Raw genomic sequence first — 21,197 nt, 5'->3', positions numbered from 1 at the left:
TAGAGGGAGAAGTTCCATCGCAAGATATAGGTATGACAAAACAGCGATACCTGATCCTTCTAATCTTTGTCGTCCTATTGTCCGGTTTCTGTCTGCCGCAGGCATCCTCCGTCAAATCGCAAGCGGTGCCCGCTTTTAGTAAAACCACTGTCTATAGAGGTGCCCGTGGAGGGGACGTATGGGAATTGCAGGGGCGTCTCAAATATTTGGGGTTTTACAAAGGGCCGATTGACGGAATCTTTGGCACGCAAACCTACTGGGCGTTAAGGAACTTCCAGTACAAATTCGGGCTGCGGGTAGACGGAATTCTGGGACCCAAAACGAAACTGATGCTCTGGAAAGCCACGAAAAATTGGCGGCCGGGCGGCACAGGAACAACTGCCACCGGAAGATTCTCTGCCAACGACATCCGCTTGCTGCAGCGAACCGTCTATGGGGAAGCGAGGGGAGAACCTTATATTGGACAGGTGGCCGTGGCGGCAGTGGTGCTGAACCGGGTTGACCACCGCCGGTTTCCCAAAACGGTAGCGGGCGTGATTTTTCAACCGGGTGCCTTTACGGCAGTCGCGGACGGACAAATCTGGCTTGAGCCGAACTCCACCGCGAGAAAGGCTGCTTTGGACGCCATAAACGGCTGGGATCCTTCCGGAGGCGCCTTGTATTATTTCAACCCGGCAACCGCCACTTCCAGGTGGATTTGGAGCCGACCGCAGATCAAGCGAATTGGAAAGCACATCTTTACAAGGTAGAAGCGAAAAAAGGGCGTTTGACCAACGCCCTTTTTTCGTGATACATATCAAGTGAGGCAGACCCAAACCAATGAGAACGTCGGAGGAATGGACGATGGCCGGTAAAATTCAAAACTGGATGTATGCAGCGGCGGTGCTGGGATTTTTACAGGTGGGGGAGCTGTTTTACAACCTGTTTCAGTTCAAACTGGCCGGGCAAATCATCGGACTGTGCGCTTTTTTCCTCATCATTGTCTGGGTGGTGGACATTGGGTTCCGGTTGGTCAGAAGAAACCGGACGGAATAGGATATCTTATGGAAGAGAAAGGAATCCGTTCCTCCCGCGTAATGCTGTACCTGCTACAGAACGGATTCACGGATGTAACCAACGCGCTGGGCGGAATGGCCGAAATTGAACGCCATGCGGAAACAACCGGAACCAAGCATCTTTTGAAAAAAGGAGAATTATAGGCTTTCACAGTTTGATGCCGTCTGCAGAAGGAATATTACAGGCACGCCTTATCTTAAGAGGCGTGCCTGTTTGTTTGGCATAATCCAGCTTACTTTGAGCTTACATCGAGCAAGTAATCACCCGAACCGCTGTAAGAATAGACCTTGATAGTATAGGTTCCGGCAACGGTTGGATTAAAGGTAACAAGCTCCTGGCGTTTTGTTCCTTCCGCTTGACCTACTAATGTTCCGCTTGGGTTATATACATAAAGATCGAAGTCGGGAGAACCGCCAAAGATTCCACTGGTCCAATTTTTTATGATCAAGGTGGTTGCAACCGGGTAGTCTACCGAAGTTACGTTGTGGGAGTAGGTCTTGGACGTTCCACCACCTGTGAGTGTACCGCTGACGAATGAATGATTTGGAACTACGGGACCAGTTCCTGTAAATCCGCCTGCGGATTTGATCGCTTCATAAGCTTGCAAACGACCATGCCCATAATCGATGTCTTGACCTGCAGGACCCCAGTCTTGGGCTGTACCTGTAATTTTGGTTTTCAGGTCAGCCGGCGTCAGGGCGTAGTTTGCATCGAGCATCAAAGCGGCTACTCCAGCGGTAAACGGGGTTGCCATGGAAGTACCGCTGTACGTAATGTAAAGATTGGTTGAGTTTGTTTTGGGTGCGGTTATGTTAAACCCTGGCGCCATGATATCCGGTTTGATCCGGTTGTCTTTTGTCGGACCGCGGCTGGAGAAGTCGGTTACGTTAAAACCGTTCTCACCAACATCTGCAAACGCGCCTACCGTCAATGCGTCTGTTGCGGCACCGGGTGACCCGATGGTGTAGCGTGCAGGACCGGAGTTTCCGGCGGCGACAACCGGCAGGATGCCGTTTGCAAACGCGGTATTCACTGCCGTTGAAGTGGAGTCTGTACCATCGGAGCTTCCACTGGTTCCAAGAGACAGATTGATGACTTTGATACCATAAACGTCTTTATTTTGAATAGCCCAGTTAATACCGGCGTCAACGGTGCTCATTGACCCGCTTCCACGTTTGTCAAGCACTTTGATGCCAACGAGAGCTGCTCCCGGTGCCACACCTTTATATGCGGCGTTTCCTTCACCGGTACCTGCCACAATTCCGCCGACGTGCGTTCCGTGACCGTTATCATCATAGGGAGTGGTCTGGTTATTGACCAAATCTTTCCAGCCGATAATCTTGCCGCCGTCAAGGTCGGCGTGGGCTCCGTCAATCCCGGTGTCAATGATTGCCACAACGACATCATTCTTGCTGTAGGAAGTCGGATTGCCGTCACGGTCGCCAGTAAGACCGAAATCGGTGCTTGCCTTTTCTGAACCAAACCAAGTTTTGGCCGTATTCATCGTAACTTCTACAGGCATATCGTATTCGACTTGCTTTACAAAAGGCATTTTCTGCAAAGCGTCAATTTGCCCTTTTGTCAACTCCGCCGCAAACCCGTGGAACGCCGCATCATACTTGAATTTTGCCGCAAACGCTCCAATTTTTGTTTCCAAATCTGCATACGAGTGATCGTTAAACGCTTGATTGAACATCACGATGACAGGAATTCTGTCGCCTGGTTGAGCAGAAACTAGCAGTTCTTCCAGATTGTCAAACAGTTTGTTTTTGTTGAGATCAGCGATTACCGGAATTTTTTGCGGAGCAGGATCTGCTTGTTTAGCTGAGTTCTGGGCGGAGACACCTGTGATTGAGGCAAGAACCAATACACTTGCGGTGAGACTGGCGACCAATTTTTTCTTCAAATCTCTCATCTCCCCATAAGTATAATAATATGCTATCTAGATATAGCATAATTTAATTATAAGGCCAAAAGGTTGTTTTGCAATAGTCTTTTCGGAAAACTTTTTATTTTTAATGGGGACGGCGCTCCACAATCTCTTCCCTTGTTTGCGTTAGGAGCCGGTCAACGGGGTGAACGGCCGTTGCGAGAATCAACTGAAGCCCAGAAATAAGCAAACGGGGATTTTTAGCAGATCCCCGTTTTGGCTTCGATGAATTCCTTATCAACTTTCCGCGAACGAATCACGTTACACTTCCGGCCACTCGACTTTCTTGTCAGGAATCACCCCGTCAGTGGCGGTATAGGCAGTAAGGCTGTTGGCTTTGGCCTGAATCACTACATAATAGAGGTCTTCGGTTGAATGGTTGCGCCAGGTCCGAACTCCTTCGGGAGCCACCCGAATTACGGTTCCTTCTTCCACATCAAGGATTTCTCCGTCAATCTGAAATTGCCCTTTCCCTTTTATAAACAGATAAAGTTCTTCGTTTTCTTTGTGTGAATGGTAGAAGGGCACCTGCTTGCCGGGTCCCAGCTTGTTAAGAGAGACTTCCATTCCGGTCAATTGCAGTACTTCGAGCAAAAACAGCTTGCCTGGGTTCTTCTTGGGACCCACTGTGTATTGATCAAGTTTTTCCCATTTCCCCACATTTACCGCGGAATAATTCTGCCCCTGCTTTTTTTCGAGTTGCGCACCGTCCATAAAGATCCTCCCTGTATTGGTTCTCCTGGTAAGGTCTAGTTGTCTCCTGTTTACCATTATATTGAAAAGACTGTGTAAAAATGTAAGGGAAGATACATTAAAAGAGGGCGTGCAGGATTCCTGCCAACTCCTCCAAGCCTTCAATCAACAATGGGGAAGGGCGGCAGTACAAACGCTCTTCCAGCACATGAATCCTGTTGTTCCGGATGGCGGGGACTTGCTCCCATCCCGCACGGGAGAGAATTTTTCCCCGGTCGATCTTGTCGGGTTTGACTCCCGGCCAAACTGCCATTATAAAATCGGGACGGCGCTCCACAATCTCTTCCCCTGTTTGCGTCAGGAACCGGTCACCGGGGTGATCGGCAAAAATATTCACGCCCCCGGCAAGCTCACTAATCTGGGTCAGCCAAGTATCGCGGGCGGGTGAGATGTAAGGCCTGGGCCACCATTCCCAATAGAGACGGGGCGTATAGCTTCGTTTACCCGCTTTCTCCTTAACACGATCCACTCGTAACCGCAGGGAAGCAATCAATTCCTCCGCTTTTGCTTCGGATGATGTATGGGCAGCCACCAGTCGAATATTCGCATAAATGTCTTCGATTGTCTTGGGGTTAAGGACGATATGGGGAATGCCTCGCTCTGCAAGCCGTTGGACATTCTTCTCCATTCCGGGAACTGACAGGGAAGCAATTACCAGATCAGGACGGAAGCTTTCCAATTTGTCCATGTCAATGTTGAGGTCAGGGCCCAGCTTGGGCAATTTGCCGGTCTCTGGCACCGGCCAGTCCGAATAATCGTCAATGGCGACAACTTGATCCATCAGTCCCAGGAAGAAAAGAATTTCCGTGTTACTTGGGCAAATCGATATGATACGCATACCATACCCGGTCCTGTGGTTTGCACGGACCAGCCCCCTCCTTTAGCAATTGGTTCTTTTATTCTATCGTGAATGCACCAATCCAACCAGAGCTTTAGATTTCCGTCATACCTATTGCCCTGCTCCTATTTCGCGAAACAATTGTCCTGCAAAGAACTGTCGTGTACAATGGAGGGCGAGTAGGTTGCGGAAGTTGAGGTGATTTGCAATGGTCATGATTATTCTGTTGGCGTTGTTGGCTCTCATTGTGTCTTTCGGGGTGGGCTTTATCCTGAACATGCTGACCAAGTTCTGGATGAGCAGTGGAATCGCGTTTTTGGCGCTGTTTGTTTACATTATGCTGAAGGTGGAGCAAAGCCTGCAGCTTGTGGATTGGATTCTTCTGCTGCTGGTGGCGTTTGGCGCATTTGCCAGCGCGTTTGCGATCCGGACGTTGAAGAACCGCGGGTTCCGTATGTTCCAATGACCTTTAAAGAATCACAAAGGGCTGTACCTCAATGGTAATGAGGAACAGCCCTCTTTTACTTTATGTCTTATTTACCGTAACGCGCTTTGCATTCTTCCAGAAGACGGGCAGCCACGTCAGCGCCCTGCCATCCGTCGATGGTGACCTTCTTGTTTTCAAGGTCTTTGTATACCTGGAAGAAGTGGGCGATTTCTTTCAGAACATGAGGCGCTACATCGTCCAGGCTGTGTACTTCTTTGAAGCGCGGATCTTCGGTGGGAACCGCCAGCAATTTTTCGTCTTTTCCCTTGTCGTCGGTCATCAGCAGAACGCCGATCACTCGCGATTCGATCACACAACCCGGGAAGGTGGGAAAAGAAGTAATGACAAGAATGTCGAGCGGATCCCCGTCTTCAGCCAGTGTGTTCTCGATATAACCGTATTCGGTCGGATAGTGCATGGGCGAAAAGAGAACCCGGTCAAGTTTGAAGCGGCCTGTCTCCTTGTCAAATTCGTATTTGTTCTGACTGCCGGTAGGAATTTCGATAAAAGCGTCTACAACCAAACTGTTTGCCATCGGGCTTTGCCTCCTTGAAATCCAAAAATTCACTCCCTCATTATAGCAACAAAGGTTTTTTGTGACAAATGATTGTCCCGGTTCTGCCATGCTGACGGGTGCCGCCTTATGTGATACAATATGAGAAAAAATAATAAATATTTAGATTATTACGGGAGGGAGAAGAAATGGAGAAAGTTTCTAAGGAACAGACGCAGGAATGGGCCGGGGTAACCGCAACCGCTTTCAATCTGTCAAACTATGACGAAATGTACCGGATTGCTGATTGGAAAGAAGAAGAGCGGGTGTTTAGCTGGTACGATACAGGGAAAGTGAATATTGCCCATGAAGCGATCGATCGGCACGCAGCAACCTGGCGCAAAAACAAGACAGCCTTGCTGTTCAAGGATGACCACCGGGAGGAGTCCTACACATTTGCCGATTTGAAAGCACTTTCCGACAAGTTTGCCAATGTTCTGCGATCAAAAGGGATTGGCAAGGGCGATCGGGTCTTTATCTACATGCCGCGTTGTCCGGAACTCTATGTGGCCCTGCTGGGAATTGTAAAAATCGGGGCGATTGCCGGCCCGCTGTTTGAGGCTTTCATGGAGGCGGCAGTCAAAGACCGTTTGGAAGACAGCGGTGCGGTAGCAGTCGTCACCACTCCCGCCCTGAAGAAAAGAATACTGCGTGAGGAACTGCCGGAACTCAAGTACTTGATTCTGGTCGGGGCCGATGCAGTGGGTCCCGGTGAAGTGTCTTACGAACAGGAAATGCAGTCTGCACCGGCAGATTTTCAAATCGAGTGGATGGATCGTGAGGATCCTTATATTATTCACTATACATCCGGTTCCACCGGAAAACCCAAGGGTGTGGTGCATGTCCACAATGCCATGATCCACCAGCACCGGTCCGGCCGGTGGGTGTATGATCTCCGGGAGGAGGACATCTATTGGTGCACCGCCGACCCTGGATGGGTGACGGGAACTTCTGCCGGCATGTTTGCACCGTGGTTAAACGGGGTGACAATGGTGCTTCGCGGCGGCCGCTTCAAGCCTGAGGACTGGTACGACACCATCCAGCGGTTCAAGGTGACGGTCTGGTTCTCAGCTCCAACGGCTTTTCGGATGCTTATGGGAGCCGGTGTTGACGTTGTCAAACAGTTTGACCTTTCCTCCCTTCGTCATATCCTGTCTGCGGGGGAACCTCTGAACCCTGAAGTTTTCCGTTGGGGACTGCAGGCGTTTGGGCAGCGCATTCACGATAACTGGTGGATGACGGAGACGGGGTCTACCATGATCAGCAATTTCCCCTGCCTGCCGATTAAGCCGGGTTCCATGGGGAAGCCGCTGCCAGGCATTTACGCTGCCATTGTGGACGACCAGGGCAACGAGCTTCCGGCAAACCGCATGGGCAACCTGGCCATCCGGGCAGGGTGGCCTGGCATGATGCGGCAGATCTGGAACAACCCGGCCAAATATCAGGAATACTTCCAGATCAATGGCTGGTATGTGTCAGGGGATTCTGCCTATAAAGATGAGGACGGATACTTCTGGTTCCAGGGACGGGTCGATGATGTAATCAATACATCGGGCGAGCGGGTGGGTCCGTTTGAAGTGGAAAGCCGGCTGGTGGAACACCCCGCAGTGGCGGAGGCCGGTGTTATTGGCAAGCCGGATCCTGTCCGCGGGGAGATTATCAAGGCGTTTATCTCGCTTCGGGCAGGATATGAACCGAGTGATGAATTGAAACAGGACATTGCCCGGTTCGTGAAAACCGGCCTTGCAGCCCATGCGGCACCAAGGGAGATCGAATTCCGCGACAAGCTGCCGAAGACCCGGTCGGGAAAAATCATGCGCCGTGTTCTCAAAGCATGGGAACTGGGGCTGCCAACGGGCGACCTCTCCACTATGGAAGATTAGAGATACCCCAACAACTTTTCTGCCATGATGGTTGACAGGTTGACGCCTAAAGTCTGCGGGACTATAATGAAACTAGCAAAACCTTATACGATTCTTCGTTAGGTGAGGCTTCTGCATAGATCATACGCCACTACCCGGAAACGTCGAGAGACGCCAATGGGTCAACAGGTACTACCGGCTTAAGGTTTTACCTAATGTGGCTGAACCGGTTGGTTCTAGCTATGTATGTGCTAAAGCTTGGACGAGTGGAGAAGGCGGATCGGAGCAGTCCGACATTCTTTGAATGTGCCGTGCGTTTGAATCAGAGCCTTCAACTATATGAGGGCTCTTTTTGATTTTTGCATACTCTAAATCCAGAACCTCATTCGGAAAGGGGGGGAGCGACATGATCAAAACCTATTTCTACAACCATGAAGACAAGAAAATGTACCATGATGTCGACTTGCTGCGAAAAGGGGAACTGCTTCAGCACGAGAACAACCTGCTGTGGATTGACCTGTACAACTGCACCGTGGATGAACTGAAGTTTGTGGGAGCCATCTTCGATTTCCATCCGTTGGCCATTGAGGACTGCCTGCACGATTCTCCCCGTTCCAAGGTGGACAACTATGACGATTATTATTTCTTCGTCTTTCACGCACTGCGGTACGATGAAGAAAGCGAACGGGAAATTACCACGGAGGAATTGAATGTGTTCCTTGGCAAAAACTACATCGTGACCGTTCACCAGAACCCGCTTCATTCGATTGGACGAATTGCAGCCCGTTCCCTTCGGGAGCCGCATTATATGAACAAAGGGCCTGATTTCCTTTTGTATTCTATAGTCGACGGGATCACTGACGAATACTTCCCGATCATGGAACGTATTTCCACCCGTATTGATGAACTGGAAGACGAAATGTACGAACATCCTGCGCAGGAGATAACGGAAGAGTTCCTTGCATTGAAGCGGACTATCGTACTCATTCGACGGGTCATTCAGCCAAAGAAACGGATCTTTGCCAATGTGGGCGGCCGTTACTCGTTTGACGTACAGGAAGACAACGTTCCGTACTTTATCGACCTTGTGGATCATCTGGAGCGTATTTCCGACTCGCTGGAAGTGTTCCGGGATTTGGTATCCGGTGCCATGGAGACCTATTATTCGCTGGTGACAGCCCGAACCAACGATACAATCCGGGTGCTGACCATCATATCGACGGTGGCGATGCCTCTGACCTTTATCACGGGATTTTTCGGGATGAATGTGCCGCTCCCCTTTTCGGACCATTGGATTTCCACTGTTCTCATCACCTTGTTGCTGGGAGTCATGACATTTGGCATGCTGAAGGTGTTTCGCGAGAAAAAGTGGATTTAAGCAAAAGAGAGCCATGTGGATTCTTTCCGCATGGCTCTCTATAATTGAGGGTAAAGACTTGCAACGCACTCTATCAGTTTTCGTCGATGACCAGCTTGCCGCCTTTTCCGAAGGAATCGCTCTTGAGATCCTCAATGAATACCCAGACCCGGTCTTCCGGAACTTCGCAAATCTCGCTGACCAGCCTGGTCACTTCGGCGGTCAGTCTTCTTTTTTGTTCAAGTGTGCGGCCTTCCTTCATTTCGATGGTGATAAAAGGCATATCGGCAACCTCCCAGGTATGTAATAGTTACGCTGAAACCCTATAGATTTCATCCCACTAATTATAACAAGGTTTTGTACGGATGGTAAAATGATGTCAATGGAAGGTGTTTCATGATGGAAGAATCAATTCCCCAAGAATTTCTCGATTACCTGAGATATCTTAATGAAGAGAACTACTTCGAAGCCCATGAGGTGCTGGAAGACCTTTGGCACACCGACCGGATCGACTTTTACAAAGGATTGATCCAGGTGGCTGTTGCGATTTTCCATCTCAGGAACGGGAATATCAAAGGCTCCAGGTACCTGTTTGAGCGGGCCAAATTTTTGTTAACACCCTATTTGCCCCATTTCCGCCTGGTCGATGTGAGGAAAGTAATTGATTATATCGAGGAATGTCTGGCCATAATTCCCGATGTGTCCGAAATGGAGCGGGATGAAGTGGAAAGGCTTGGCATACCGGGAATACGCATCCAATTGTTGGAGGAATGAATCAGAAATGAAGAAGAGTAAGGTAAGGATCATGCCCCATAATAAATCAGTGGAAGTTCGAACCGGCACGATGTTTTTGACTGCCGCCATACTGGCACGTGTGCCCCTTCAGCACCGGTGCGGTGGGAAGGGGAGCTGCGGGACGTGCAAAGCCCGGATCGACAGCCAGTTTCCTCTCTCGTCCTTGACCAGATGGGAAGAGAGACTGTTGAGCCAGGAGGAAATTGGGGACGGTTTCCGCCTGTCATGCCAATGTCGGGTAACGGGCGAATCCACTCTTACCGTACCCGAGTCTCCTTTGCAACGAATCGTAAAACAGCACCTGAAACCACAATAAGAGCCCCCTGGAAGGGTGATCCTTCCCGGTTTCTATTCAACCCGTTTATCTGATCTTTGCCGTTTCCGCAGGCTTGGGGTCAGGTCATTATGTCAGAAAGAATGAACAGCAGTTGGGGTTCGCATGTTTATCCAGGCGGTTTGTTATTATATTTAAATTAGAAGAGATTTTATTATTCGGAAAAATACAAATAATCAGTTTGACAGAAATGTGAAATAAATTATTGTGTGTTTTTTGGGGGCCATGGTATACTTGTTTCTGCGATGGAATTATCAGAACAATTTGATAGGTATATAAATTCCATCAAACACAACTAACGAATCAAACTAATAAAAGAAATGGGGGAGAAGCATGCAAGCAAACCTGAATTCAGATGTAAGCGCTTCCGCCAAGGGTGCACGTCCGCAAACCGAGTGGGAAAAAATCGCTGAGTCTGCTCAATTTCAGCAGCTGGTCAGAAAGAAAAGAGCTTTTCTGATTCCAGCAACAATTTTCTTTATTGTGTATTATTTTGCACTTCCCATTTTGGCCGGATATGCAAAACCGCTGATGGCGACAAAGATTACCGATTCTATTAATTTCGGCTATTTGTTCGCTTTGTCCCAATTTGTAATGGCTTGGGCATTGGCACATTTGTATGCGAAAAAAGCAGACGAGTTTGATCATACTGCCTCCGAAATGCGCAAGAATATGAGAGGAGGACTGTAAAATGAAAGATTTTAACGGATTAGCGTTTGGACTTTTCCTTGTTATTGTTGCAATCACATTGATTATTACTTATTGGGCTGCCAAACGCACACATACGACAAGTGAATTCTATGCTGCAGGCGCCTCAATTCCGGGTTGGCAAAACGGTATCGCGATTGCGGGTGACTACATGAGCGCCGCTTCCTTCCTTGGAATCGCAGGTATGATCGCTCTCAGTGGTTATGACGGATTCATGTATTCCGTAGGTTGGTTGGTTGCTTATCTGACAGTTCTTCTCTTGGTCGCGGAACCGCTCCGAAATACCGGGAAGTACACAATGGCTGACGTTTTGGCGTCCCGTCTGAACGAAAAGCCGGTTCGCTCCGTGGCGGCCCTCTCAACGATTGTGATTTCCACTTTCTATATGATCGCCCAAATGGTCGGTGCGGGCGGTTTGATTAAATTGCTCTTGGGGATTCCGTATAACTGGGCAATTATAATCGTGGGAACCCTGATGGTCCTTTATGTGGTGTTTGGCGGAATGCTGGCAACCACTTGGGTACAGATTACCAAAGCGGTTCTTTTGATGGGTGGTACGATTGTACTCTCGATCCTGGTTCTCTCCAAGTTCAACTTTAACGTGGGTGACATGTTCGACAAAGCGGCTTCGATGTACGGAACAAAATTCCTGGAGCCGGGCCTCAGGTTCACCAATCCGCTGGATCAGATTTCGCTCGGTCTTGCTCTGGTTCTTGGAACTGCCGGCATGCCGCATATTCTGATGCGTTTCTACACGGTTCCGAACGCTAAAGAAGCACGGAAATCCACTGTCTGGGCGATGTGGATCATTGGTTCCTTCTACGTAATGACCACCTTCCTCGGTTTTGGTGCTGCTATCCTCGTTGGCAAAGAGGCAATTCTGGCGGTTGACAAAGGCGGTAACATGGCGGCTCCGCTGTTGGCAAAGGCATTGGGCGGCGACTTTATGATGGCGTTTATCGCGGCGGTTGCATTTGCTACGATTCTTGCTGTTGTGGCAGGCTTGACGATTGCAGCTTCTTCCGCGTTCGCCCATGACTTCTATACGAATGTGATCCGCGGAGGAAAAGCAACTGAACAGGAGCAGATCAAGGTAGCCCGGATTACCGCGTTTGTAGTAGGCATCCTGGCAATTATCATTGGTATCGCTGCAAACGGAATGAACGTCGCATACATGGTGGCGCTTGCATTTGCAGTGGCTTCCAGCGCAAACCTTCCGGTGATTTTGTTGACCGTATTCTGGAAACGGTTCACCACAACTGGAGCCGTCGTCGGAATGTTGGTAGGTCTCGTTTCTGCACTGCTGTTTACCTTCATCGGTCAGGGTGTAATGGGCAAGAATGCAATCTTCCCGATGCAGAATCCGGGTATTGTGTCGATCCCACTCGGGTTCTTGGCAGCTATTATCGGTTCGCTTATAGGTAAGGATCAGAAGGCGGAAGAGAAGTTCAGCGAAATTTATGTCCGTGCGAATACTGGGTATGGTGTAGATAAGTAAATTATTCATTACGGAAATTGGGTTGGGGTTTTTGCTCCAATCCTTTTTTTAATGGTCACAAGTTACATGTTTTTTGCCGTTTGAACCACTTTGTGGTATATTTTCCATAAAAATCGGGGTCGGGATCCAACCATGAATTATGTGTATATTGTCCAGTGCAAAGACGGCACACTCTATACCGGGTATGCAGTGGACATCAAAAAGCGGCTGGAAGAGCATAACAAAGGGGGCGGGGCAAAATACACCCGTGGCCGGGGCCCGGTCCGGTTGCGCTATATTGAGGTTTGTACCGATAAATCAACCGCCTTGCGCCGCGAACATGCAATCAAAAAAATGGACCGCAGGCAGAAAGAGGCATTGATTCAATCCATTTGCCTCCTGGGTAAAGATAGATAGGGAGCAAAATGTAAGCAGACCGGAATTTCACGAAATGGGGATGGAGTACGTTGCAGAAAGTATGGATCTTATTGTTGGTTATCTTTCTTCCTTTGACAGTCATCGGAAATTTTCTACACTTTAGCGAAGTATTGCTGTTCGTTCTGGCTTCCGTCACCATTCTTCCGCTGGCCAGTTATATGGGGCGAGCGACGGAGAGTATAGCGATTCACAGTGGCCCGCGTATTGGGGGGTTGTTAAACGCAACCTTTGGCAACGCTGTTGAGTTGATCATCGCCTTTTTTGCTCTGCGTAAAGGGTTGACTCAGGTGGTGCAGGCTTCATTGACCGGTTCGGTGATCGGGAACTTGTTGCTTGTTGCCGGACTCAGTTTTCTGGTGGGAGGACTGAAGTATCCTGTCCAGAAGTTCAACGCATCCATAGCCCGAACCAATTCGTCCATGATGATGTTGGGCGTGGTAATCGCCATGATCATTCCGGCGATTTTTAACAATTATCATCCGGGCATTGGGAACAAACTGAGCATTGGGGTGGCCATTGTCTCGCTGACGTTGTATCTGTTGGGATTATATTTTGCTCTGTTTACCCACAAACACTTGTTCAGCTATACGGATGGCATGGAGGAAGAGGAAGCCGAATGGACAATGGGCAAAGCATCTCTGATCCTGGCTCTTGCCACCTTGGCGGTTGCCTATGTATCGGAGACCCTGGTGCACACGATTGAGACCGTCTCCCACACTTTCGGTTGGTCAGAGGTATTTATCGGCGTGATCATTGTAGCCATTATTGGCAACGCAGCTGAGCACAGTTCGGCGATTCTGATGGCTTACAAGAACCGGATGGACTTGTCGCTGGAGATTGCTGTCGGAAGTTCTCTGCAAATCGCCATGTTCGTCGCACCGGTGCTCGTGTTTGCAGGTCTCATCATCGGCCAGCCGTTGCCTTTGGTCTTTACCTGGCCGGAACTGGCGGCCATGACATTGGCCGTCTTGTTGACAGCCTTCCTGGCGAACGACGGGGAGTCCAACTGGTTGGAGGGCGCAATGGCTCTTGGCGCCTACCTGATTATCGGTATTGGCTTCTATTTCTTGTAGACGTTTGGCAATTCAGGGTACAGTCTCAAAGTCAGACTGTACCTTTCTGGTTTTTTGAGCATGGAAATGTGGGCTGGCTTACAAAACCGACAAACTGACATTGACTTCCAAGAGGAATTTCGATAAAGTTATTTCTATATTAGAATTAATATAAACTAAGGATTAAAAACCAGAACGCGGGATAATAGTAAGAAAAAGGAGGAAACCAGAATCATGAAGAAAGCGATTGTTTACTCAAGCACTGGGTGTCCCTACTGCGAGAAGATCAAGAACGATCTTAAAAACTGGGGCATTGAATATGAAGAGAGAAATGTTACCGAGAATCCCGATTTCTTTAATGATTTGCATGAGAAAGGCATGTTCTCCACTCCCGTCACTTTCATCGACGGAGAAGCGTTTATAGGGTACCGTCCCAACAAGATGAAAGAGTATCTCGGGCTTACGGAAGAAGCTGGCAAGTCAAACGACCCGGAACAGGACACATCCGAGATTTTTTCTCCGGTATCCGAGGGTCTGTTTCGTGAAGTGTATGATCTGGCCATCATCGGTTCGGGCCCTGCAGGTGCTTCCGCTGCCGTTTACGCTGCCCGGGGCAGAATGAAGACGGTTGTGCTTGACAAGGCCCCGGGTGCCGGTGCTCTGGCAATTACCCATAAGATTGCAAATTATCCCGGTGTGAATGAAGAGTTGACCGGTCTTGAACTGGTTGACCGGATCCGCCGGCAGGCAAAGGGATTTGGCGCGACATTTGTCCGAACATCAGTCCTGTCCGCCAACCTGAAAGATGAGATCAAAGAGTTGAAAACTCCGGAAGGAACGATTAAAGCAAAGTCGGTGTTTATCGCGGTGGGAGCAAGAGGAAACAACAAGAAGATTAAGGGCGAGGAAGAGTTCACCGGTCGTGGCGTAAGTTATTGTTCCACCTGTGATGGAGCATTCTTCCAAGACCGAATTGTAGGTGTTGCAGGGGATAATGAAGAAGCCCTGATGGAGGCGATTGCCCTTTCCAAATTTGCCAAACAGGTCTACTTCTTTATTCCTACCAAGAGACTGCAAGGGGAGGCGGATATCCGGGCGGTTGAGCCTATCAGCAACATTGAGGTTCTCTGGCAGCACCGGGTCCGGGAAGTGGTAGGTACTGACAAGTTTGAAGGGGTATTGGTGCAAAAGCCGGACGGAGAACAAGTGACGTATGAATTGGATGGCGTGTTCTTCTATATGGCAGGCAACAAGCCGAACACCGAATTCCTGGGGGATGAAGTGAAGCGGGATGCAGACGGTTACATTGAAGTGGACGACTTCCTGAGAACGAACCTGGAAGGTGTATTCGCCGGGGGCGATGCGCGCCGCACACCGGTCAAGCAGGCAGTTGTGGCAGCCGCTGACGGAGCGATTGTAGCAATGGGTGCCGACGCGTATGTCAATAAGCGGAACAAGCTGATTCCGCAGTACAGCTAATCCCGGCTAGATGGAAGAAGGGGACAGGGGATTTCTGAAATAGATCGTAAGTCAAAAAGAAAGGCTTCGGACGCATGCATCCGGAGCCTTTCAGTTAAGTTCCTCCTATCAGGTTTCAGGTAAGACTATGATAGTTGCTCAGAATGCTGGCAACATAATTGCGGGTTTCAGCAAACGGCGGGATCCCGTTGTGTTTGTCCACGTTGCCGGGGCCTGCGTTATAAGCGGCGAGAGCAAGTGAAACATCGTTATTGTAACGATCCAGCATCATTTTTAAATAGCGGGTGCCGCCGTCAATGTTTTGCGCGGGGTCATAGGCGTTGGTCACTCCCAGCCCCTTTGCGGTGGAAGGCATGAGTTGCATCAAGCCCATGGCACCTGCAGGGGATGTGGCATCCACACGAAAATTCGACTCCTGCCGGATGACCGATCTGATTAAATCAGCGTCCACCCCGTATTTGGCGGCCGATTTTTCGATCAAACCGTCAATTTCTTTCGAGGAGACGGTACCTGGCCAGTGGTTTCGGATTGTCTGAGTGGCGATCTCTCTGTTTGATAAGGCAGATTTGCCTACTCTTGGCACGGATTGCGATTTGGCCGGGACGGAATGAGACAATGCTTGTTCCGCCAGCATGGTTTGCAGGTATTCTTTAAACAGATCCGATTGTCCGTCGGTTTGATCTGCAGGGAATGGCATCGATTGCAATGCCCTCATCTGAAAATAGGCTCCAAGGATTTTCGTATCCATTCTGCAACTGTCACCTCTTTTGCAGTCAAAAACGGCAGTATATTGACAATAGTTTACTAGAACAAATCCGAAAGGTAAACTGAAAAGAGTCATAGGTCTTTTGGAGCAGGAGGCTGCCGAATGAAGAGTGTCGTCAAATATTTCGCCAATGGCATTATCACGATCACACCGATTGCGCTTGTGATTTACGTGGTGATTCAAGTCTTTTATTTTCTGGATAATTTGCTGGGACGATTCCTCAAGAATCAGGACAGCGGCTTTGAATATATTCCCGGCTCCGGGCTTCTGCTGAGCATTGTGCTGATTACTCTGGTGGGCTGGCTGGCTACCCAATATGTATCCCGAACACTTCTGAACCGGTTCGAACGATTGATTGCCAGAATCCCGATTGTCAAAAGCCTGTATTCCATTATCAAGGAAACGATTGAATCTTTCTTTGGGGAGAAGCGCTCCTTTGCCAAGGTTGCATTGGTGAGGATTCCCGATACGTCCATGCGAATGATGGGATTTGTCACTTCTGAAGACATGGACAAATTGTCCGATCAGTTGTCGGGACACATTGCCGTCTATCTGCCCCAATCGTTCCAGGTGGCTGGTTTTACTGTCCTTGTGCCGAAGGAAGATGTGGAAATTCTTGATATATCGGCAGAAGACGCCATGCGGTTCATACTTTCAGCAGGAGTGAGCGGGCAGAATGGAAGCAGGGGAACGGTCAACTTTTCAAAATAGTCACAAACGAATGGTAAAATTATGACAATTTATTGTCTTGGTTTGACATAACAAGAATAAAAAGATTAGAATTATATCAGCAAATGAACAATCGAAGGGCAGGTGAAGACGATGCAACGCTTGGGATTTGAAGAGACTATTGCGGAGCTTCGTGCGAACGGTGTGCGGCTGACCCCTCAACGTCAATGGATTCTCCGGTATCTGAAGGAGACGCACAGCCATCCGACTGCAGAACAAGTCCATCACGAAGTTTCGAAGGCACTGGGCGGCATATCCCTTGCAACCGTCTATAACACTCTGCATACGCTGACCAAAATGGGAGTCATCCGGGAGTTATCGTACGGTGACGGTTCGAGCCGTTTTGACGGCAACGAAACGGAACATGCACACTTGGTTTGCGAACAATGTGGGATTGTGCTGGATGTGGATTCACCTGAAGTGGAACACATTCTTCCGAAAGACTTGGAGCGCACGGGTTTCAAGGTCCGGTCCTATCGGCTGGAGTATTACGGACTGTGCGAAGATTGCCAGGCCACTCCAAGGAAAACATTTGCCAACAACTGATCAATGAAAGGTAAAGGACGTGTGGCATACACGTCCTTTGTTAGTTCCCGGATCAGAAGAGTTTTCTCTGCCCCATATCCTCTTTTAAAAGTTCCACCGCTTCCCGGAATCTCTGGGAATGTATGACTTCCCTTTCCCTCAGAAACTTGAGGCCATCTTTCAAGTCGGAATCGTCTGTCATGTCGATCAGCCACTGGTAAGTGGCGCGGGCTTTCTCTTCTGCCGCAATGTCTTCGTACAGGTCTGCAATCGGATCGCCTTTCGTCTGAATAAAGGCCGCAGTCCAGGGAACCCCGGCCGCATTGTGGTAAAAAAGCGCCTTGTCATGATTGGCGTAGTGATCCCCCAGGCCGGCTTCTTTAAGCTGCTCGGGGGTCGCATCCTTTGTCAGTTTGTAGACCATCGTCGCAATCATTTCAAGATGGGCGAATTCTTCGGTTCCAATGTCCGTTAACAGACCAACCACTTTGGGCGGTATGGTATAGCGCTGGTTCAGATAACGAAGCGCAGCTGACAATTCCCCGTCCGCTCCGCCGTATTGTTCAATCAGAAACCTGGCCATTCTCGGGTCGCACTTGCTGACTCGGACCGGATACTGCAATTTTTTCTCATAAATCCACATGTTTGCTTTCCCCCCTTATACCTGCCAGGGCCAGGGTGAGTCGTCCCACTGCCATGGCTGACCGGAATAGCTGTGTCCGAAATGCATCAAAGGCCCGTACAAGGATTCAAATTCTTGCGCAACCGTCCATCTCTGCTGTACAGTTTGATTGTATTGCTGAATGGCATTCCGGTCGTTGGGATGGGTGTCCAGATAAAGATTCAGTTCCACCAGAACAAAGTCCAGTGCCTGCAATTGGTGCAGAAGCTCGTAATAACGGCTGTCCATTTGCTTATGGTCGCTCATCGTTCATTCTCACTCCTTCCTGGTCTCCCCGACCTTCGTACGGACTGTAAAGAATGGGCCAAAGCGTGCCGTGGTGCAGGGCATCCATTGGGGAGAATTGGGGCAGGTTGGGCGGTTGGAATCCAAGGAACAGGTTGGGCGCCACAATGTAGGATTTTATCAGCATGGGCCTGCAAGGATCGAAGGGACTGACATAGGGGCGGTAGAATCGGTATTGCGTGTGCAAGGAAATGCCCTCCTTATTCTGAAAGTAGACACTTTACCATATGATAAACACCCATGGGCGGTGTTAGGCGGGAGCCCTTTTTCTATTAAACAGGTTTTTTGCGACTGTGATCTTCCGTCCACAAGATACAGTCGGATGTTGAGGGGGGAAGTGCGATGGGATTCAGTGTGCCTTTCCGGTATTTTTGGGCGGGGCAAACTGCGGCCAAATTGGCCGACGTGTTGTATACGGTGGCAATTGTTACGATCATCTATAAAGCGACAGGAAGTGCGACCCATGCGGCTGCAGTTCCTTTTATCCGGTCTGTGGCCAACTTGATCAGTGGATTGACAGCCCCGGTTGTCCTGGAGAGCAGCCGGCTGCATTCGGTTATGGTGGCCGCTCAGGCAGGTCAGATTGCTGTGCTGGTTCCTCTCATCTTTCTGTCCGATCGAATCGACAGTTCATTATGGGTCTATGGACTGTTAGGGTTTGTGTTCATGCTTGCATTTTTGGAAGGATGGATTGTTCCCGCAAGGAACGCCTTTATCCCGAGACTGGTTGAACAGAACAAGCTGGTAAATGCCAACAGCGTTCTGTCGGTCACCGATCAGACAGTGCAAATGATTGCCTGGGGGATCGGGGGAATTGTGGTTGCTGAAATCGGCGGAGAATCAACATTGTGGTTGACCTTAGATCTGTACTTTCTATCCTCCCTGTTTCTGCTGTTTATAAAAGGAAAATCCAAGAATTACCAGATAACACATAAGAAAGTTTCGAAAAGGGAAGCCATGAAAGAAGGCTGGGTCACTATCTGGAGGACACCCCAACTGCGGATCGTTACCATGATGGACTTGGTGGAAGGGGTTGCGAACGGGGTGTGGGCTGGCGCCTTATTGCTTGTATATGTTAAGGAAGTTCTGCATAAAGGAGAAGAATGGTGGGGCTTCCTCAATTCCGGATATGTGTTGGGGCTGCTGCTGGGCGGATTGCTGGTTCTTTCTTTCTCCCGGTGGGTCGATCAACGTTTGGGAATGTCAATGATCGCGGGGTCTTTCGTGTTCAGTGTGTTGACCGTCTTCTTTGCCCTTACCTCAAGTCCGGTTGTGGCTCTGATTCTCTGTGGGCTGATGGGGCCTGCGTACCAGCTTAGGGACATTTCGCAACGGACCGTTTTTCAAAAGCATGTAGACGAAACGGTACTTCCAAAGGTATTTTCGGCCCAAGCAACCATCCTGTACACTTCCTTTGGCCTTTCCGTCCTGCTGATGGGATTTGTGGCGGATGTTTTCGGTGTCCGAACCGCTTATCTGCTTGCTGCGGGTCTGTTCTTTGTGTCGGCATTCCTGGCGGTATGGAAGCGCAAAGACTTGAATTTCTAGATTTCTGCAGATGTATTTTTATAACACAACAGTTCGAATGGTTATACATAAAATTGAAACAATATAGATATTTTCTTGTTGATCAATGGCAGCAAATTTCAATAGAACAAGTGAAATTTTAATGAATCAATAGTATAATTATGCTTTAATTTACATGTTTATAAGTTATTGGAGGGGTTGCTTTTGGAGATAAAATACGAAAATTCATTACCTGACAAAGAAGAATTTTATCCACTATACGAAACAACAGGTTGGAATGCTAAAGGAACCTATACGGAAGAGGATTTATTTAAAGCAATAAGTAATAGTTGGCATGTAATTTCTGCGTACCACAATGGAAAGGTAGTTGGCTTTGGTCGTATTATCTCCGACTGCCCCTCATTTCGAAACTAGTTTCCGCCCGATAATCTGATCAGCGTAATTTTCGAAGCTTGAATCGAAAATTTGAAATGCCGTACCAAGTGTCACACATTGGCACGTCGTTTTTTAGAAAAACAGGATTTTTTTATGTAATGATCTGCAGACTTTATTCGACCACCGCACTCGCAAAGTACGCATGTTCGTACGCATAATAGTCGTCCGTACGTCCTTGGAAGTAGCGTTCCTGGATTTCCAATGGGCTCAATTGCTCTTGAAGACGCAAGCCTACAAACTGGAGTTCCTCAGCGAGAGTAGACGGGTTAAGCCCTGTTAGCATCGGCTCCCCTGCCCGCCGCACCATATCCTGCATAAGTTTCACTCGTTTAGCCGCTTTTTCAGCGACGAATGCGTCGGTATCCCAGTAATCAAAAATGACCCTACTGCCTGCTGGGCAGATGTTGGCGATAGTACGCAACGTGGTAAACACCGCATCGCGGGGCAAATAGTGGATGACGCCTAACCAACTGAAAAAGCTTGGTGCCTTCCGATCATAAGATGATCTCGTGAGTGCCGTTTCCAAATTCTCACTCGTAAAATCCACTGGAACAAAGTGCAGATGCGCTGGTGGTTCCCATCCCAACTCAGTGAGGCGGCGGCGCTTAAAGGCTTGCGTAGTGGGATGGTCGACTTCGAATACCTCAATATGTTGAACAATCTCCGGGCACCGAAACGCAAAAGTATCCATTCCTGCTCCAAGGATCACATACTGTTTCACCCCTTGCCTGACAGCCATTTTAAGACTGTCCTCGGTATACCGTGCACGACTGAGAAAGAGAGAGGTGGGAAAAAAGGATTGAATCATGCATGCTACCGCGTCCGCCCGGTCGGGGAACAATGCAGCGCGCGCAGGGTCTATGGCGGCTAGAGCCGTCACCATTGCCTGGTCAAATGCTGCTAGCTCCTCCTCTGTCAGCAAACGATACGCTAGAAAATCATCAAAGATTTTAGGGACATTATGCACAGCATGGTAGCCTCGAAGGTAGGCGCTCATCAATGCGGTACGTTTGACTTGGCTATCTTCCATTGTCCTCCTCCCTCAATAAATTAATGTTTTCTTCGTTTTTCTCGCTCTATCACACTATTTCACTTTTGACGCACGAAGCACCCATGGATAATATTTGAC

General features: G+C 49.0%; 27 protein-coding genes and 1 riboswitch. Of the genes, 17 read left to right on the top strand and 10 right to left on the bottom strand.

Annotation, left to right across the window (positions count from 1 at the left end; genetic code table 11):
• The first annotated feature begins 32 nt into the window (after positions 1 to 32).
• From sleB to EFBL_RS20715, 3 genes are all read left to right on the top strand, one after another.
• Positions 33 to 749 carry a spore cortex-lytic enzyme gene (gene sleB / locus EFBL_RS17390; protein ID WP_096183522.1) on the top strand — a complete coding sequence of 239 codons (717 nt, stop codon included), beginning with the start codon at positions 33 to 35 and terminating at the stop codon, positions 747 to 749.
• 94 nt (positions 750 to 843) lie between these two features.
• Entirely contained in the window at positions 844 to 1,035 is a 192-nt protein-coding gene (locus EFBL_RS17385) for a hypothetical protein (protein ID WP_096183520.1), read from the top strand.
• 8 nt (positions 1,036 to 1,043) lie between these two features.
• A complete protein-coding gene (locus tag EFBL_RS20715) occupies positions 1,044 to 1,199 on the top strand; it encodes a rhodanese-like domain-containing protein (protein WP_165912531.1) in 156 nt (51 codons plus the stop codon).
• Between the two features lie 89 nt (positions 1,200 to 1,288).
• Here EFBL_RS20715 and EFBL_RS17380 read toward each other — a convergent pair whose 3' ends face one another.
• From EFBL_RS17380 to EFBL_RS17370, 3 genes are all read right to left on the bottom strand, one after another.
• Positions 1,289 to 2,971, bottom strand: a complete 1,683-nt coding sequence (locus tag EFBL_RS17380; RefSeq protein WP_231705858.1) for a S8 family serine peptidase — start codon at positions 2,969 to 2,971, stop codon at positions 1,289 to 1,291.
• A 276-nt stretch (positions 2,972 to 3,247) separates the two neighbouring features.
• Positions 3,248 to 3,700 carry a cupin domain-containing protein gene (locus EFBL_RS17375; protein WP_096183517.1) on the bottom strand — a complete coding sequence of 151 codons (453 nt, stop codon included), beginning with the start codon at positions 3,698 to 3,700 and terminating at the stop codon, positions 3,248 to 3,250.
• Positions 3,701 to 3,797: 97 nt separating this feature from the next.
• Positions 3,798 to 4,577, bottom strand: coding sequence for an ABC transporter substrate-binding protein (locus tag EFBL_RS17370; protein WP_096183515.1), 780 nt, complete (start codon positions 4,575 to 4,577; stop codon positions 3,798 to 3,800).
• A gap of 208 nt (positions 4,578 to 4,785) precedes the next feature.
• Between EFBL_RS17370 and EFBL_RS17365 the strand changes: the two genes are divergently transcribed.
• Entirely contained in the window at positions 4,786 to 5,043 is a 258-nt protein-coding gene (locus tag EFBL_RS17365; protein WP_096183513.1) for a hypothetical protein, read from the top strand.
• 67 nt (positions 5,044 to 5,110) lie between these two features.
• Here EFBL_RS17365 and EFBL_RS17360 read toward each other — a convergent pair whose 3' ends face one another.
• Positions 5,111 to 5,599 carry an inorganic diphosphatase gene (locus EFBL_RS17360; protein WP_096183511.1) on the bottom strand — a complete coding sequence of 163 codons (489 nt, stop codon included), beginning with the start codon at positions 5,597 to 5,599 and terminating at the stop codon, positions 5,111 to 5,113.
• 167 nt (positions 5,600 to 5,766) lie between these two features.
• Between EFBL_RS17360 and acsA the strand changes: the two genes are divergently transcribed.
• Both acsA and corA read left to right on the top strand, forming a co-directional pair.
• Entirely contained in the window at positions 5,767 to 7,500 is a 1,734-nt protein-coding gene (acsA, locus tag EFBL_RS17355) for an acetate--CoA ligase (RefSeq protein WP_096183509.1), read from the top strand.
• An 87-nt stretch (positions 7,501 to 7,587) separates the two neighbouring features.
• Positions 7,588 to 7,757: riboswitch (M-box (ykoK) riboswitch) on the top strand.
• A 128-nt stretch (positions 7,758 to 7,885) separates the two neighbouring features.
• Positions 7,886 to 8,857, top strand: coding sequence for a magnesium/cobalt transporter CorA (gene corA, locus EFBL_RS17350; RefSeq protein WP_096183507.1), 972 nt, complete (start codon positions 7,886 to 7,888; stop codon positions 8,855 to 8,857).
• A 73-nt stretch (positions 8,858 to 8,930) separates the two neighbouring features.
• Here the strand turns inward: corA and thmT are convergent, their stop codons facing one another.
• Positions 8,931 to 9,119: a 2-hydroxymuconate tautomerase gene (gene thmT / locus EFBL_RS17345; RefSeq protein WP_096183505.1), complete on the bottom strand. Its 189-nt coding sequence runs from the start codon at positions 9,117 to 9,119 to the stop codon at positions 8,931 to 8,933.
• Between the two features lie 113 nt (positions 9,120 to 9,232).
• Here thmT and EFBL_RS17340 point away from each other — a divergent pair, with 113 nt between their 5' ends.
• From EFBL_RS17340 to EFBL_RS17310, 7 genes are all read left to right on the top strand, one after another.
• Positions 9,233 to 9,610, top strand: coding sequence for a DUF309 domain-containing protein (locus tag EFBL_RS17340; RefSeq protein ID WP_096183503.1), 378 nt, complete (start codon positions 9,233 to 9,235; stop codon positions 9,608 to 9,610).
• A 7-nt stretch (positions 9,611 to 9,617) separates the two neighbouring features.
• Entirely contained in the window at positions 9,618 to 9,947 is a 330-nt protein-coding gene (locus EFBL_RS17335; RefSeq protein WP_165912530.1) for a 2Fe-2S iron-sulfur cluster-binding protein, read from the top strand.
• Positions 9,948 to 10,298: 351 nt separating this feature from the next.
• Positions 10,299 to 10,655 (top strand): DUF485 domain-containing protein, encoded by a 357-nt coding sequence (locus EFBL_RS17330; protein WP_096183499.1) that lies wholly within the window; start codon positions 10,299 to 10,301, stop codon positions 10,653 to 10,655.
• A 1-nt stretch (position 10,656) separates the two neighbouring features.
• Entirely contained in the window at positions 10,657 to 12,171 is a 1,515-nt protein-coding gene (locus EFBL_RS17325; RefSeq protein WP_096183497.1) for a monocarboxylic acid transporter, read from the top strand.
• A 132-nt stretch (positions 12,172 to 12,303) separates the two neighbouring features.
• Entirely contained in the window at positions 12,304 to 12,567 is a 264-nt protein-coding gene (locus EFBL_RS17320) for a GIY-YIG nuclease family protein (protein ID WP_096183495.1), read from the top strand.
• Between the two features lie 50 nt (positions 12,568 to 12,617).
• A complete protein-coding gene (gene cax / locus EFBL_RS17315; RefSeq protein WP_096183494.1) occupies positions 12,618 to 13,661 on the top strand; it encodes a calcium/proton exchanger in 1,044 nt (347 codons plus the stop codon).
• Between the two features lie 213 nt (positions 13,662 to 13,874).
• Positions 13,875 to 15,119, top strand: a complete 1,245-nt coding sequence (locus EFBL_RS17310; RefSeq protein WP_096183492.1) for an FAD-dependent oxidoreductase — start codon at positions 13,875 to 13,877, stop codon at positions 15,117 to 15,119.
• Positions 15,120 to 15,234: 115 nt separating this feature from the next.
• Here the strand turns inward: EFBL_RS17310 and EFBL_RS21715 are convergent, their stop codons facing one another.
• Entirely contained in the window at positions 15,235 to 15,867 is a 633-nt protein-coding gene (locus EFBL_RS21715) for a lytic transglycosylase domain-containing protein (protein WP_165912529.1), read from the bottom strand.
• Positions 15,868 to 15,987: 120 nt separating this feature from the next.
• On the opposite strand from EFBL_RS21715, the gene EFBL_RS17300 reads away from it, so the two are divergent.
• The gene (locus EFBL_RS17300; protein WP_096183490.1) at positions 15,988 to 16,596 is read left to right on the top strand and encodes a DUF502 domain-containing protein; all 609 of its coding nucleotides are present in this window, start codon (positions 15,988 to 15,990) and stop codon (positions 16,594 to 16,596) included.
• Between the two features lie 111 nt (positions 16,597 to 16,707).
• Positions 16,708 to 17,160, top strand: a complete 453-nt coding sequence (locus tag EFBL_RS17295) for a Fur family transcriptional regulator (RefSeq protein ID WP_096183488.1) — start codon at positions 16,708 to 16,710, stop codon at positions 17,158 to 17,160.
• Positions 17,161 to 17,212: 52 nt separating this feature from the next.
• Here the strand turns inward: EFBL_RS17295 and EFBL_RS17290 are convergent, their stop codons facing one another.
• From EFBL_RS17290 to EFBL_RS17280, 3 genes are read right to left on the bottom strand one after another with little or no spacing between them, the layout of a single operon-like run.
• Complete coding sequence (locus EFBL_RS17290; RefSeq protein ID WP_096183486.1) at positions 17,213 to 17,782, bottom strand: manganese catalase family protein; 570 nt, start codon at positions 17,780 to 17,782, stop codon at positions 17,213 to 17,215.
• Between the two features lie 15 nt (positions 17,783 to 17,797).
• Positions 17,798 to 18,067 carry a spore coat protein CotJB gene (locus EFBL_RS17285; RefSeq protein WP_096183484.1) on the bottom strand — a complete coding sequence of 90 codons (270 nt, stop codon included), beginning with the start codon at positions 18,065 to 18,067 and terminating at the stop codon, positions 17,798 to 17,800.
• Positions 18,054 to 18,233: a spore coat associated protein CotJA gene (locus EFBL_RS17280; RefSeq protein ID WP_096183692.1), complete on the bottom strand. Its 180-nt coding sequence runs from the start codon at positions 18,231 to 18,233 to the stop codon at positions 18,054 to 18,056. The genes EFBL_RS17285 and EFBL_RS17280 overlap by 14 nt, the downstream gene beginning before the upstream one ends.
• A gap of 215 nt (positions 18,234 to 18,448) precedes the next feature.
• Between EFBL_RS17280 and EFBL_RS17275 the strand changes: the two genes are divergently transcribed.
• On the top strand, positions 18,449 to 19,654 hold the full coding sequence (locus tag EFBL_RS17275) for an MFS transporter (protein ID WP_096183482.1): 1,206 nt from the start codon (positions 18,449 to 18,451) through the stop codon (positions 19,652 to 19,654).
• Positions 19,655 to 19,837: 183 nt separating this feature from the next.
• Complete coding sequence (locus EFBL_RS17270; protein ID WP_096183480.1) at positions 19,838 to 20,047, top strand: hypothetical protein; 210 nt, start codon at positions 19,838 to 19,840, stop codon at positions 20,045 to 20,047.
• A gap of 133 nt (positions 20,048 to 20,180) precedes the next feature.
• Here EFBL_RS17270 and EFBL_RS17265 read toward each other — a convergent pair whose 3' ends face one another.
• Positions 20,181 to 21,098 (bottom strand): class I SAM-dependent methyltransferase, encoded by a 918-nt coding sequence (locus EFBL_RS17265; RefSeq protein ID WP_096183478.1) that lies wholly within the window; start codon positions 21,096 to 21,098, stop codon positions 20,181 to 20,183.
• Positions 21,099 to 21,197 lie beyond the last annotated feature (99 nt).

This window comes from Effusibacillus lacus (genome assembly GCF_002335525.1).
In the GTDB taxonomy this organism is placed as follows: domain Bacteria; phylum Bacillota; class Bacilli; order Tumebacillales; family Effusibacillaceae; genus Effusibacillus; species Effusibacillus lacus.
Note: the sequence above shows the minus strand (reverse complement) of the source record. Positions and strands in the feature narration are given on the sequence as shown.

Coding starts and splice junctions, on each gene's coding strand:
- EFBL_RS17320 (WP_096183495.1), top strand. CDS start 12,304: ATGAATTATGTGTATATTGTCCAGTGCAAAGACGGCACACTCTATACC.
- EFBL_RS17380 (WP_231705858.1), bottom strand. CDS start 2,971: ATGAGAGATTTGAAGAAAAAATTGGTCGCCAGTCTCACCGCAAGTGTA.
- sleB (WP_096183522.1), top strand. CDS start 33: ATGACAAAACAGCGATACCTGATCCTTCTAATCTTTGTCGTCCTATTG.
- thmT (WP_096183505.1), bottom strand. CDS start 9,119: ATGCCTTTTATCACCATCGAAATGAAGGAAGGCCGCACACTTGAACAA.
- EFBL_RS17325 (WP_096183497.1), top strand. CDS start 10,657: ATGAAAGATTTTAACGGATTAGCGTTTGGACTTTTCCTTGTTATTGTT.
- EFBL_RS21715 (WP_165912529.1), bottom strand. CDS start 15,867: ATGGATACGAAAATCCTTGGAGCCTATTTTCAGATGAGGGCATTGCAA.
- EFBL_RS17365 (WP_096183513.1), top strand. CDS start 4,786: ATGGTCATGATTATTCTGTTGGCGTTGTTGGCTCTCATTGTGTCTTTC.
- EFBL_RS17290 (WP_096183486.1), bottom strand. CDS start 17,782: ATGTGGATTTATGAGAAAAAATTGCAGTATCCGGTCCGAGTCAGCAAG.
- EFBL_RS17300 (WP_096183490.1), top strand. CDS start 15,988: ATGAAGAGTGTCGTCAAATATTTCGCCAATGGCATTATCACGATCACA.
- EFBL_RS17310 (WP_096183492.1), top strand. CDS start 13,875: ATGAAGAAAGCGATTGTTTACTCAAGCACTGGGTGTCCCTACTGCGAG.
- EFBL_RS17385 (WP_096183520.1), top strand. CDS start 844: ATGGCCGGTAAAATTCAAAACTGGATGTATGCAGCGGCGGTGCTGGGA.
- EFBL_RS17330 (WP_096183499.1), top strand. CDS start 10,299: ATGCAAGCAAACCTGAATTCAGATGTAAGCGCTTCCGCCAAGGGTGCA.
- EFBL_RS17275 (WP_096183482.1), top strand. CDS start 18,449: ATGGGATTCAGTGTGCCTTTCCGGTATTTTTGGGCGGGGCAAACTGCG.
- corA (WP_096183507.1), top strand. CDS start 7,886: ATGATCAAAACCTATTTCTACAACCATGAAGACAAGAAAATGTACCAT.
- EFBL_RS17295 (WP_096183488.1), top strand. CDS start 16,708: ATGCAACGCTTGGGATTTGAAGAGACTATTGCGGAGCTTCGTGCGAAC.
- EFBL_RS17335 (WP_165912530.1), top strand. CDS start 9,618: ATGAAGAAGAGTAAGGTAAGGATCATGCCCCATAATAAATCAGTGGAA.
- EFBL_RS17340 (WP_096183503.1), top strand. CDS start 9,233: ATGATGGAAGAATCAATTCCCCAAGAATTTCTCGATTACCTGAGATAT.
- EFBL_RS17360 (WP_096183511.1), bottom strand. CDS start 5,599: ATGGCAAACAGTTTGGTTGTAGACGCTTTTATCGAAATTCCTACCGGC.
- EFBL_RS17370 (WP_096183515.1), bottom strand. CDS start 4,577: ATGCGTATCATATCGATTTGCCCAAGTAACACGGAAATTCTTTTCTTC.
- acsA (WP_096183509.1), top strand. CDS start 5,767: ATGGAGAAAGTTTCTAAGGAACAGACGCAGGAATGGGCCGGGGTAACC.
- EFBL_RS20715 (WP_165912531.1), top strand. CDS start 1,044: ATGGAAGAGAAAGGAATCCGTTCCTCCCGCGTAATGCTGTACCTGCTA.
- EFBL_RS17375 (WP_096183517.1), bottom strand. CDS start 3,700: ATGGACGGTGCGCAACTCGAAAAAAAGCAGGGGCAGAATTATTCCGCG.
- EFBL_RS17280 (WP_096183692.1), bottom strand. CDS start 18,233: ATGCTGATAAAATCCTACATTGTGGCGCCCAACCTGTTCCTTGGATTC.
- EFBL_RS17265 (WP_096183478.1), bottom strand. CDS start 21,098: ATGGAAGATAGCCAAGTCAAACGTACCGCATTGATGAGCGCCTACCTT.
- EFBL_RS17285 (WP_096183484.1), bottom strand. CDS start 18,067: ATGAGCGACCATAAGCAAATGGACAGCCGTTATTACGAGCTTCTGCAC.